Genomic DNA, 11721 nt, shown 5'->3' with positions numbered 1-11721 from the left:
TCTGTTTAGAATTTAAAAATCCAATTAGCTATTAGCCTTTTTTCTTTTTCGCCATGAATTGAATCCAATCCAGCCAAATAGTAATACTAAAAATGGAATTAAGTAAGATGTTGCTTTGCCACTTCCTCCAACAGTCGTAAACCATCGTTCCCAACGCGGACTTTTTAGTCCGTCCCAACTCATCCAGATAAATACAGGTTTACCAACAACATGATCAAAAGGGACAAATCCCCAAGCTCTTGCGTCAATTGAGTTGTCTCTATTGTCTCCCATCATCCAATAATAGTTTTGTCTAAAAGTGTATGAGGTAGCAGGCGATCCGTTAATTAAAATTTGGTTGCCATTTACCGTTAACGAATTTCCTTCATATTCTGAAATCAATCGTCTGTAGATAGGTAGTACTTCTAAATTTAAATCTATAGTAACCCCTTCTTTCGGAATGTATAGTGGTCCGAAGTTATCATAATTCCATTGATATTGTGGATCTCTAGGAAAGAGATTTCCGTCAACACCTTTTGGAGTAATTCGTCTAGTGATACTTGCGAAATATGGATTGTTTTTAGCTTTAGCGACAGATTCTTCAGTTGCTTGAACTACAATAGTGGATTCAGCTATTCGATATGGATTATCGGTTATGTCATAACGTTTTAAAGCATCCATAATTTGATCACCAGTATAATTGCCTTTCAATTCAATATCAAATGCAAACTGAAGTTTTGCTCTATCTGGTAATTCATTTTTTTGTCCGTTGATATATACGTAACCGTCTCTGACCTCCAATGAATCTCCAGCAATTCCGACACATCGTTTTACCAAGTTCGTTTTCTTGTCTATAGGTTTGTAATAATTTCTATCAGGATTGAAATCATTCATATTCAATAACGTATCTGCAGGTTGATTAAAAACCACAATGTCATTACGTTCAATATCTTCAAAACCTGGTAATCTCAAATATGGCAATTGAAGTTTGTTTTTCCAAGAGCTGTTTCTTTTGTCGAAACGGTCATCAAATAGATACGATTTACTTTTTAATACAGGAATTGTATCATGTACCATTGGTGCTCCAACTGTCGACATAGGAATTCTGGCTCCATAATGGAACTTGCTAACAAATAGAAAATCACCAACGAGTAATGACTTCTCTAATGATGAACTAGGAATTGTAAATGGTTGAATGAAATAAGTGTGCACAATAGTTGCTGCAACTATGGCAAATAAAATAGAACTTACCCAATCTCCAGAACTTGATTTTGGATGTAAATCTCTTTCTTCAATATAAGAAACGTCTGCAACATAGTTAAGGTAGTAATTGTAAAACCCTAAAGTAATAATAGCAAGAAACGTGTCTTGAATCATGTTTTTTCCAAAACTTCTCGCGGTTTCAACCCAAACAACAGGAAGCATAATGAGGTTCACAATAGGAACAAATAGTAAGATGGTCCACCACCAAGGTCTATTGATGATTTTCATTAAGATTACCGAATTATAAACAGGAATAAAAGCTTCCCAAGCTTGTCGGCCAGCTTTAACATAAAGTTTCCATGTCCCAAGTCCATGAATAACTTGTATAATCAGGATAAAAATTAACCACTGTGTTATTGTCATAATGTTTTGTTTGTGTTGTTGGTTGAAAAATATCTTAAAACGTTACCCATGAATCACACCTTAACCTATGTTTAACACATCTTTCATTGTGTAAACTCCAGTCTTATCATGAATCCATTCTGCAGCAATAACAGCTCCAAGAGCAAAGCCTTCTCTACTATGTGCTGTGTGTTTTATTGAAATACTATCTACTTCAGATTCATATTTGATTTCATGAGTTCCAGGAACATTTTCAATTCGTTTTGCTAAAATACCAATCTCTTTTGGTTTAGCGGTCTCTAGTGTCCAATTTTTGTAGTCAGACTGTTTTATAATCTCTTCGGCTAAAGTTATTGCAGTGCCACTGGGAGAATCTAGTTTTTGAATATGATGTATTTCTTCAATACCTACCTCATATTGTGGTAGACTTTTCATTAATTTTGCTAAAGTATTATTCACCTCAAAAAAGATGTTTACACCTAAGCTGAAATTAGAAGCGTATAAAAATGTTCCTTTGTTTTGATTACAAAGTGCTACGGCATCGTCATATTTTTCCAACCAACCTGTTGTTCCTGAAATAATTGGAGTATGTTGCTGGAAACAGTTACTTATATTTTCAAAAGCCGAAGATGGTAAACTAAAATCTATGGCAACATCTACATTTTTAAGTGAGTAGTCTTTTTGGTCTCTAGAGACTTTTAGTACAATCTCATGTCCTCTTTTAATGGCAATAGTTTCAATTGCTTTACCCATTTTTCCGTAACCCAATAACGCAATGTTCATGGTTTTAGAATTTAAAATTGAGTGTGAGGCCTAAGTCTGAAGAATTCTCCATTTCATTATACTGAAAATGAGGTTTTATGGCTAGGTTTTGATCTACATTGTATTGCAGTAAATGAGCATCAACGTTAGCATCTATAATGTTTAGTGCATATATACCAATAGTTATCAATAGAGATAGTTCTTTTCGACGCTTTAGAGTCTTCTGAGCGTTAATGAGGCCTTCATTACTTACTCCAGGAAACTCTCCATTAATAGCTTCATTCCCTGCTAAACGACTTTTGTATTCATCTCTATAACGATTGTATTCTTTATTATTAGTAACAAAGAAATATACGCTTGTTCCTAAGGCAGCATAAACGATAGGGATTTTCCAGTATTTCTTATTGTAAGCTTGTCCTAAACCAGGTAAGACGGCTGAGTAGAATGCAGCTTTAGAAGGCCCAAGTATGTTAATTGGTTTACGTGGAATTGTGTCTCGTACAACTATAAGATCGGAGTCAATTTTTAAGCTGTCACTTTTTTTAGTGTTTTGAGAAAATGAATTAAACCCAAAAAACAATAGTAAACCAATGATGTAAAGATGCTTATTTGGCACTTTGAACGAGTTTTTTTATGCGATTAAAATCTTCTTCAGAATGAAATGGGATCGTAATTTGCCCTTTACCATTCTTAGTAACCTTAACGTTAATTTTGTGTCCAAAGTATTCTGAAAATTCTTTAACGCCCTTTTTAATATACTTTGGTAATTCTTCTTTTTTTGTAGGACTTACAGTAGTCGTATTGTGAAAATTTTTCACCAACTGTTCAGTAGCTCTAACTGATAATTTATCGGTTATTATTTTTTCATAGATGTCGAGTTGTATGCTTTGGTCTTCAATATTGATAATTGCTCTACCATGACCCATTGAAATAAAGCCATCACGCATTCCTGTTTGAATAATTGGATCTAACTTTAATAACCGCAAATAATTAGCAATGGTTGAACGTTTTTTACCAACACGTTCGCTCATTTGTTCTTGAGTCAATTTAATCTCGTCAATCAACCGTTGGTAGGATAGAGCGATTTCAATTGGATCTAAATCTTGTCTTTGAATGTTTTCAACCAAAGCCATTTCTAACGATTCTTGATCGTTAGCAATCCTGATATATGCAGGAATACTTGTTAGTCCAATTAATTTAGAGGCTCTGTAGCGACGTTCACCAGATACTAGTTGAAATTTATTAAATTCTAATTTTCTAACAGTTATGGGCTGAATAACACCTAGCTCTCTAATTGAAGACGCTAATTCGCGCAGAGTTTCTTCGTTGAAATTGGTACGAGGCTGAAAAGGGTTTAATTCAATAGCTTCAATATCAAGCTCCACAATGTTTCCAATAATGGTATCGGCATTTTTATCTTTAACAGAATTGATATCGTTTGAAGGATCTTTCAGTAGTGCTGAGAGTCCTCTACCTAAAGCTTGTTTTTTTGTTGCCTTCGCCATTATGCGTTCTTATTAATAATTTCTTTAGCCAAACTTAAATAATTTGAAGCACCTTTACTACTTACATCATATTTAATAATGCTTTCGCCATAACTTGGCGCTTCTCCTAGTCGAACATTACGCTGAATGATGGTTTCAAAAACCATATCTGTAAAGTGTTTTTGCACTTCTTCAACCACTTGATTTGATAAACGTAAACGTTGGTCAAACATTGTAAGCAACATGCCTTCAATATCTAAATTCTCATTATGAATCTTTTGAACACTTTTAACAGTGTTTAATAATTTACCAAGACCTTCAAGCGCAAAATACTCACATTGAATCGGTATAATTACCGAATCTGATGCTGTTAAAGCATTAAGTGTAAGTAATCCCAATGAAGGAGCACAATCTATTAAGATGTAATCATAGGATGATTTTAAGTGAGATATAGCTTTTTTAAGCATGTATTCACGGTCATCTTTATCAACTAATTCAATTTCAATAGCGACCAAATCAATATGTGCTGGAATGATATCAACATTTGGAGAATTAGTTTTAATAATACAATCTTCGGCTGAAGCCGTATGTTCTATCAATTGGTAAGAACCAGTTTCAACACCATCAACATCTATCCCAAGGCCAGAAGTTGAGTTAGCTTGAGGATCTGCATCGATAAGCAACACTTTTTTTTCTAACACGCCTAAAGAAGCAGCAAGGTTTACAGAGGTTGTCGTTTTACCAACACCTCCTTTTTGATTGGCAATAGCAATGATTTTACCCATTAATTGATTTGGTATTTATGAAGTGTAAAAATACAATTATTTGCGACTTTTGGAAGTGGAAGTTGTTAACAGAAGTATAAACAAAAACTACAATTAAGAACTCATAGTATTAACATATGTTAATTTAAAAATTCATAATTTTAACTATTTCTTTTCTACTTGCAAAAAGTAAAATATTTCACAACACGTTGTGTGTTAGATTTTTATGTGTTAAATTTTGGATATGTTTATCTAAAAATTGGTAATACCAAATTAATCTCGTAAGTTTAAATACTCTCCACAAATAAGTCCTTTATCTAAGTTTTTTACCTAATTGCCCTTAATCTGATTTGCCTAAACTAATTGACTTAAGTCTAATCCTTTAGCACAAACAAATTATGATTAAATCAACACTAATTGCCTGTCTTTTATTTATTTCACAGTCTATTTTTTCACAAGAATCCATCAATGCTTCTGGTTCAGAAGCCACAGGAAGTGGAGGTGCTGTAAGCTATTCTGTCGGTCAAGTCTTTTACTCGACTCAAACAGGTAGTAATGGAACCTTATCTGAAGGTGTGCAACAGCCAGACGCTAAAACGATTTATATTTTTAATAGCACGTGGATGCCTAGTAATCCAAATGGTACAGCTACAGCTGCAGATGATATTGTAATTGCTTCAGGTGATGCCACGATTGATGCTAATACAACTACTAATACTGTGACCATCAATCCAGGTGCTGGACTTATAATCGATCCAGGCATGACGCTTTCAACAACGAATGGTTTGATGCTTGAATCTAGTTCTACAAACTATTCGAGTTTAATTCTCGATGGCATTGTTACTGGTACGTTAGAATATGAACGTCATGTCAATATTAATGGTTCTGGAACAACTGGAAGTAACGATTTAATTTCTGCACCTTTAACTGGAGAAGTGTTTAGTGATTTTGCGACTAACAATCCGAATATTTTTAATAACGGCACCTTGTATTTATTTGGACCTTTTGAAAAAGTAACTGGTACGTTTGTAACTTGGACAGATACAGAAACGGCTACACTAGATCCAGGTGTTGGCTTTAGAGCTGCGTCTTCAGATAATGGTTCGTTCGTTTTTAATGGTACTGCAAATAATGGAATTGTATTTAATGACATTATCAATAGTGGAAGTAATAATGAAGAGTGGAACCTCATTGGAAACCCTTACCCTTCGTATTTAAATGTGCAAGCGTTTCTTAATCATGATGTTGATGACACTGCAGCTGTTGTTACTAATCTTCAATTATTTGATACTGGAACGGCTGCTATCTATGGTTATGATGGAAATGCACAAAATGGCTGGACAATATACAACTTAGCCAATACAACAGCGTCTACCCTTATTGCTCCTGGACAAGGGTTCTTTGTCAGTGCCGATCCAACAAATGCAGCGCTTTACGATTTACAATTCACGCCTGCTATGCGTTCAACGGGTTCTGGTGATGATTTTATCGCTGGACGAAATGCAGAACTGACATTTGTTAAATTAAATGCGAGTACTGCTACAAACTCTTATAACACAGAATTTTACTTTAATGCGAATGCAACTCCTGGATATGATTTTGGATACGATGCTAGGGCTTGGGATGATGCGTCATCAGATTTTGCCATCTATTCAAACTTAGTTGAAGATAATACAGGTCATCCAATCGCATTACAAACACTTGATATAGATAATCTTATTGAGGTAACCATTCCTTTGGGAGTCAATGCTAATCAAGGGGAACAATTAACTTTTAGTATTGCTGACACAACATTACCAGCATCGGTTTCTGTATATCTTGAAGATGCAGTTGCCAATACTTCAACCTTATTAAATAATTCTGATTATGTAATCTCACCAACAACAGCTTTATCTGGAACTGGACGTTTCTTCTTAAGAACATCTGATGATGCTTTATCAACGATTGAAACTAATTTAGATGCGCTCAACATTTTCGCTTTACATACCTCTAAAGAATTAGTTGTGAATGGTCAATTACAAGACAACACGACATTAGCGCTTTACGATATTCAAGGTAGACAGGTATTATCAACTGAACTTGATGCAGCACTTGTACAAAACCGTTTGGATGTCTCCATCCTAAGTGCAGGTGTGTATGTGGTTCAACTACAAAATAACGCACAAAACAAATCACAAAAAGTAATTATTAAGTAATAATTGTCTTTTAATCTAATTCCTTAATTATAAAAACCAACCAAAAACATTTAATAGTATGTGTAAGTTATTTACCATTTTAGCAGCCTTTCTAGTAACGGCTTCTACATTTGCGCAAGCGCCAGAAAAAATGAGTTACCAAGCCGTTGTAAGAGACAGTGGTAATACCATAGTAAGCAATCAAGCTGTAGGCATGCAAATAAGCGTATTACAAACCACAGCAGGAGGCACAGCGGTTTATGTAGAAACCCAAACCCCAACAACAAATGCAAATGGTTTGGTTAGTATTGAAATAGGCATGGGCTCTGTGGTTTCAGGAGATTTTTATACGATTGATTGGTCTGCTGGACCTTATTTTATAAAAACAGAAACCGACCCAACAGGAGGTGCTGCGTATACGATTACTGGTACGAGTGAATTATTGAGTGTGCCTTATGCTTTGCATGCTAAAACAGTAACACAACCAATTTATACTGTAAACACCTTTTATGCAGAATTGGGAGGATACGTCATAGAAATTAGCGCTAGTGGGAAACATGGTTTGGTAGTTGCTATGCAAGACCAAAACCAAAATGGAGGTGTAAGGTGGTATGAGGCTGATGATATGCTGAACATTGCTGCTAATCATGATATTAATGGCTCTGAATTTAAAGATTGGCGATTACCTACCATAAGAGAAGTAGACCTTATGTATGACATTTATATTAGCACTAACGCTGCGAATTTAAGTGGTATGTATTGGAGTACTACAGGATCCAATGAGAGTAACCTAGATGACTATGTCTTTATACGGAATTTTGATTTTGGTAATTATTTTTTCGAAGGGAAGACCTGGTACCAATACAATGCGCGTGCAGTTCGAGCATTTTAATACAATTAATAAAATAACATACATAAAAAATGAAAACTAAATTATACACCTTATTAGTGACCTTATTCGCAACAGCGACTATGTTCGCTCAAGCGCCAGAGAAACTAAGTTACCAAGCCGTAGTGAGAGACGCTGGTAATGCCATAGTAAGCAATCAAGCTGTAGGTATGCAAATAAGCATTTTACAAGACGCAACAGCCGTTTATGTAGAAACCCAAACACCAACGACCAATGCCAATGGTTTAATAAGTATAGAGATAGGAATGGGCTCTGTAGTCTCAGGAGATTTCTCTACTATTGATTGGTCTGCTGGTCCTTATTTTATAAAAACAGAAACGGACCCAACAGGAGGAACTAGCTATACCATTACTGGTACGAGTGAACTGTTGAGTGTGCCTTATGCTTTGCATGCTAAAGACGTAGATAAAGGGATTTATGAAAATATAATTTCTAATGCAAATTTTACTTTTACTATGAATCAAATAACACAGTTTGATGTTTTGGCTAAAACCATTTTATTGGATAAAGAATCTGATGTCTTGATTACATACAATACAAACGCCTATAGTCCAACTGGAAATAAGTATTTTAACACTTCTGTTTTTATCGACGGTTCTGAAAACAGAATATTTACAAAAAGAATAAGAACTAGTAATAGTGGTGGGGCCTCATCGGTCTCAAATTCGTGTTCCGGTGTGGTTCGATTAGCTGCGGGAACTCATACAATAGTAGTAAACTATTCATCAAACTTTGATCCTAACGGTGCTAATGGTAGAGCACCATCATCATTAACGATAAAAGAGTTGAAATAAAAAATTGCAGAAGTAAATAACATGAATTAGCAATCAATTAAAACATTCAGAATTTAAAAGCAAATACTATGATTCAAAAACTATACACCTTATTAGTGACCTTATTCGCAACAGCGACTATGTTCGCTCAAGCGCCAGAGAAACTAAGTTACCAAGCCGTAGTGAGAGACGCTGGTAATGCCATAGTAAGCAATCAAGCTGTAGGTATGCAAATAAGCATTTTACAAGACGCAACAGCGGTTTATGTAGAAACCCAAACACCAACGACCAATGCCAATGGTTTAATAAGTATAGAGATAGGAATGGGCTCTGTAGTCTCAGGAGATTTCTCTACTATTGATTGGTCTGCTGGTCCCTATTTTATAAAAACAGAAACCGATCCAACAGGAGGCGCAACGTATACCATTACTGGTACGAGTGAATTATTGAGTGTGCCTTATGCTTTGCATGCCAACAATGGGATACCATCAGGAGGTACTGAAGGTCAGGTGTTACGAATTGTAAATGGAATACCAGAATGGGTAGATAACCCAATTGATTTTGATGGCGATGGATTTACAATTGCTGATGGTGATTGTAATGATAATGATGCCGCTGTTAATCCAGAAATTATTGAAATTCAAGGTGACGGGATTGATAATAACTGTAATGGTGTGATTGATGAACTTGAGATAGTTAATATTGGTGACATAAGAAGTGGAGGTGTTGTATTTTATATTGCTCCAACTCCTGTTGATTTAGATGGTGATGGTGATTTAGATTATGGTTTGCTATGTGCTTTCTCAGATTCTTCAACTGCTACAGTATGGGGTTGTTACCCGAATGATTTACCTAATGTACCAAATGTGAATAATCCTAACACTGATGTAGGTGCAAGAATAGGTGATGGGATGTCTAATACAAATGGTATACTTAGTAGTTGTGCACTTTCAGCTGCTCAACCAGCTCGCAACATAGGACCTGAATGGTTTTTGCCTAGTGTACTGGAGTTAAGAGAAATGTTTATAAATAGACCGGTTTTAGAGTCAGTTTCTGGTTTTACACCATTTGCTACGAATTTTCCGTATTGGAGCTCTTCGGAGCTCAACAATTCTGGTGCATGGTACGTTTATTTTAATAATAGTATTGGAAGTACAGGTAAAAATAATCCTAATTTTAAAGTTCGTGCTGTACGTGCGTTTTAAAACAATATAAACAACACTTCAATAAACATAAGATTATGACACATAAATTGTATACCATTTTAATAACCTTATTAGTAACGGCCATAACATTTGCGCAAGCGCCAGAAAAAATGAGTTACCAAGCTGTTGTAAGAGACACAGGTAATGCCATAGTAAGCAATCAAGCTGTAGGCATGCAAATAAGTATTTTACAAGGCACAACAGCGGTTTATGTAGAAACGCAAACACCAACCACCAACGCCAATGGATTAGTAAGTATACAAATAGGCATGGGATCAGTAGTCTCAGGAGATTTCTCTGCCATTGATTGGTCTGCTGGACCTTATTTTATAAAAACAGAAACCGATCCAACAGGAGGCACAACATATACCATTACTGGTACGAGCGAATTGTTGAGTGTGCCTTATGCCTTGCATGCTACAACTGCGGAAAGCCTAACTAATACTTTTAGCTATTATTATGCAGATGTAGATGATGATGGTTATGGAGATAAATGGCAAGTAATATATTCTCCAAATCCACCTGCAGGTTTTGTGATAGATAATACAGATTGTAATGATACAGATGTCTCTTTATGGGAGCCTCAAACGTATTATGTAGATTCTGATGGTGATGGTTTTGGTTCTACCACTTCAGAATTGTTTTGTGAATCATCTGCGCCAATTGGTTATTCCGATAATGATTTAGATTGTAATGATAGTGACGCGACAGTAAATCTTGACGCAACGGAAATTTGTGATGGTATAGATAACAATTGCAATGGGGAAGTCGATGAAGGTTTAGTTATGACCACTTATTATGTAGATGGTGATGGTGATGGTTTTGGTTCTACCACCTCGGAAATGCTTTGTGAATCGTCTGCACCAAGCGGTTATTCTGATAATGATTTAGATTGTAATGATAGTGACGCGACAGTAAACCCTAACGCAACGGAAATTTGTGGGAATGGAGTGGATAATAATTGTGATGGGATAATAGACAATTGCCCTGCCAACATTGGTGACTTTAGAGATGGCGGTGTTGTATTCTGGGTAGACCCAACAGATAATACCCAAGGTTTAGTATGTGCTATAGAAGACCAAAGTTCAGGAATAAGATGGAGGAATGGCACTACTTCCGCTAGTAATGTAGTAACTGGTGCAACTTTTACGGCAATAGGTATGGGGTCTGCAAATACTGATGCAATAATAGCTGTTCAAGGCTCCGTAGAAACAAATTATGCCGCAGGTTTAGCACGAGAAGGTACCGACGGTTGGTATTTGCCAAATAAAGATGAGTTAAACGAAATGTACGTTCATAAATCCATCATAGATTACGCAGCCACGTCTAATGGAGGAACTGGATTTAGCGAAGATTGGTATTGGAGTTCTACTGAGGAGATATATACTGACAATCGAGCGTGGCACCAAAATTTCCTTACTGGTACTCAGATAACTCGCGGAAAGGGCGGCCAAGATTATGTGCGTGCTGTTAAAGCTTTTCCAACACCACCAGCAGCAATTGGTGATTTAAGAGCAGGCGGTGTTGTTTTTTGGGTAAATCCATTAAATAATCAACACGGTTTGGTATGTGCTTTGACTGATGCAGGTGTAATAGAATGGAGTTGTCTTACTGATTTACCAAATGTTCCAAATGTAACTACTTTTCCTCCATCTGGTTCAGGAGCAGAAATAGGTGATGGTTTTAATAATACGCATCTTGCTTTATTAGATTGCCCTACAGCCACTGCTGCCATACTTGCTCGCAATGACGGATCTGTATGGTTTTTGCCAAGTATAAATGAGTTAAACGAAATGTATAGTAATAAATCAATTTTAGAGGCTGTCGCTGGGTTTTCTGCATTTAGTGCTTTTTATTGGAGTTCTACGGAGATCGAGAGCAGTGGCGCGTGGAGACAGGATTTCGACAATGGTAGTCAGTTCAACGGCTTTAAGGGCTTCTCAGGCTACGTGCGTGCTGTTAGAGCTTTTTAACAATTTAGTTATTTATCAATTTAAATAGTGCCGCGTAAGCGGTCGGTTTTTATTTTTAAAAAAATGGCACTGCATATTTACCTTAATACAAA

General features: G+C 36.0%; 10 protein-coding genes. 5 read left to right on the top strand and 5 right to left on the bottom strand.

The features are described from left to right. Positions 1-24 precede the first annotated feature (24 nt). The 5 genes from lepB to RH81_RS01120 are packed head-to-tail and all read right to left on the bottom strand — an operon-like array spanning position 25 to position 4615. Entirely contained in the window at positions 25-1605 is a 1581-nt protein-coding gene (gene lepB / locus RH81_RS01140; protein WP_033956393.1) for a signal peptidase I, read from the bottom strand. 60 nt (positions 1606-1665) lie between these two features. Next, the gene (gene dapB / locus RH81_RS01135; protein ID WP_033956390.1) at positions 1666-2367 is read right to left on the bottom strand and encodes a 4-hydroxy-tetrahydrodipicolinate reductase; all 702 of its coding nucleotides are present in this window, start codon (positions 2365-2367) and stop codon (positions 1666-1668) included. A 4-nt stretch (positions 2368-2371) separates the two neighbouring features. Continuing rightward, the gene (locus tag RH81_RS01130; protein ID WP_033956387.1) at positions 2372-2962 is read right to left on the bottom strand and encodes a DUF5683 domain-containing protein; all 591 of its coding nucleotides are present in this window, start codon (positions 2960-2962) and stop codon (positions 2372-2374) included. Then, positions 2952-3851, bottom strand: coding sequence for a ParB/RepB/Spo0J family partition protein (locus RH81_RS01125; protein WP_033956382.1), 900 nt, complete (start codon positions 3849-3851; stop codon positions 2952-2954). The genes RH81_RS01130 and RH81_RS01125 overlap by 11 nt, the downstream gene beginning before the upstream one ends. Continuing rightward, positions 3851-4615 carry a ParA family protein gene (locus tag RH81_RS01120; RefSeq protein ID WP_033956378.1) on the bottom strand — a complete coding sequence of 255 codons (765 nt, stop codon included), beginning with the start codon at positions 4613-4615 and terminating at the stop codon, positions 3851-3853. Before RH81_RS01120 ends, RH81_RS01125 begins: the two co-directional genes overlap by 1 nt. Positions 4616-4992: 377 nt before the next feature. Here RH81_RS01120 and RH81_RS16245 point away from each other — a divergent pair, with 377 nt between their 5' ends. The 5 genes from RH81_RS16245 (at position 4993) to RH81_RS16225 (ending at position 11629) form a co-directional block, all read left to right on the top strand. After that, entirely contained in the window at positions 4993-6789 is a 1797-nt protein-coding gene (locus RH81_RS16245) for a T9SS type A sorting domain-containing protein (RefSeq protein ID WP_052172358.1), read from the top strand. A 58-nt stretch (positions 6790-6847) separates the two neighbouring features. After that, positions 6848-7660 (top strand): Lcl C-terminal domain-containing protein, encoded by an 813-nt coding sequence (locus RH81_RS17245; RefSeq protein ID WP_052172357.1) that lies wholly within the window; start codon positions 6848-6850, stop codon positions 7658-7660. 29 nt (positions 7661-7689) lie between these two features. Beyond that, the gene (locus RH81_RS17240; RefSeq protein WP_052172356.1) at positions 7690-8472 is read left to right on the top strand and encodes a hypothetical protein; all 783 of its coding nucleotides are present in this window, start codon (positions 7690-7692) and stop codon (positions 8470-8472) included. Positions 8473-8540: 68 nt separating this feature from the next. Next, entirely contained in the window at positions 8541-9656 is a 1116-nt protein-coding gene (locus tag RH81_RS16230) for a MopE-related protein (protein WP_052172355.1), read from the top strand. Positions 9657-9691: 35 nt separating this feature from the next. Continuing rightward, positions 9692-11629: a MopE-related protein gene (locus tag RH81_RS16225; RefSeq protein WP_052172354.1), complete on the top strand. Its 1938-nt coding sequence runs from the start codon at positions 9692-9694 to the stop codon at positions 11627-11629. Positions 11630-11721 lie beyond the last annotated feature (92 nt).

The organism is Psychroserpens jangbogonensis (assembly GCF_000797465.1).
Classification (GTDB): domain Bacteria; phylum Bacteroidota; class Bacteroidia; order Flavobacteriales; family Flavobacteriaceae; genus Psychroserpens; species Psychroserpens jangbogonensis.
Note: the sequence above shows the minus strand (reverse complement) of the source record. Positions and strands in the feature narration are given on the sequence as shown.

What these genes read in the sequence shown, in the direction of transcription:
- RH81_RS01125 (WP_033956382.1), bottom strand. Translation starts at nt 3,851, where the DNA reads ATGGCGAAGGCAACAAAAAAACAAGCTTTAGGTAGAGGACTCTCAGCA.
- RH81_RS17240 (WP_052172356.1), top strand. Translation starts at nt 7,690, where the DNA reads ATGAAAACTAAATTATACACCTTATTAGTGACCTTATTCGCAACAGCG.
- RH81_RS01120 (WP_033956378.1), bottom strand. Translation starts at nt 4,615, where the DNA reads ATGGGTAAAATCATTGCTATTGCCAATCAAAAAGGAGGTGTTGGTAAA.
- RH81_RS16225 (WP_052172354.1), top strand. Translation starts at nt 9,692, where the DNA reads ATGACACATAAATTGTATACCATTTTAATAACCTTATTAGTAACGGCC.
- lepB (WP_033956393.1), bottom strand. Translation starts at nt 1,605, where the DNA reads ATGACAATAACACAGTGGTTAATTTTTATCCTGATTATACAAGTTATT.
- RH81_RS16245 (WP_052172358.1), top strand. Translation starts at nt 4,993, where the DNA reads ATGATTAAATCAACACTAATTGCCTGTCTTTTATTTATTTCACAGTCT.
- dapB (WP_033956390.1), bottom strand. Translation starts at nt 2,367, where the DNA reads ATGAACATTGCGTTATTGGGTTACGGAAAAATGGGTAAAGCAATTGAA.
- RH81_RS17245 (WP_052172357.1), top strand. Translation starts at nt 6,848, where the DNA reads ATGTGTAAGTTATTTACCATTTTAGCAGCCTTTCTAGTAACGGCTTCT.
- RH81_RS16230 (WP_052172355.1), top strand. Translation starts at nt 8,541, where the DNA reads ATGATTCAAAAACTATACACCTTATTAGTGACCTTATTCGCAACAGCG.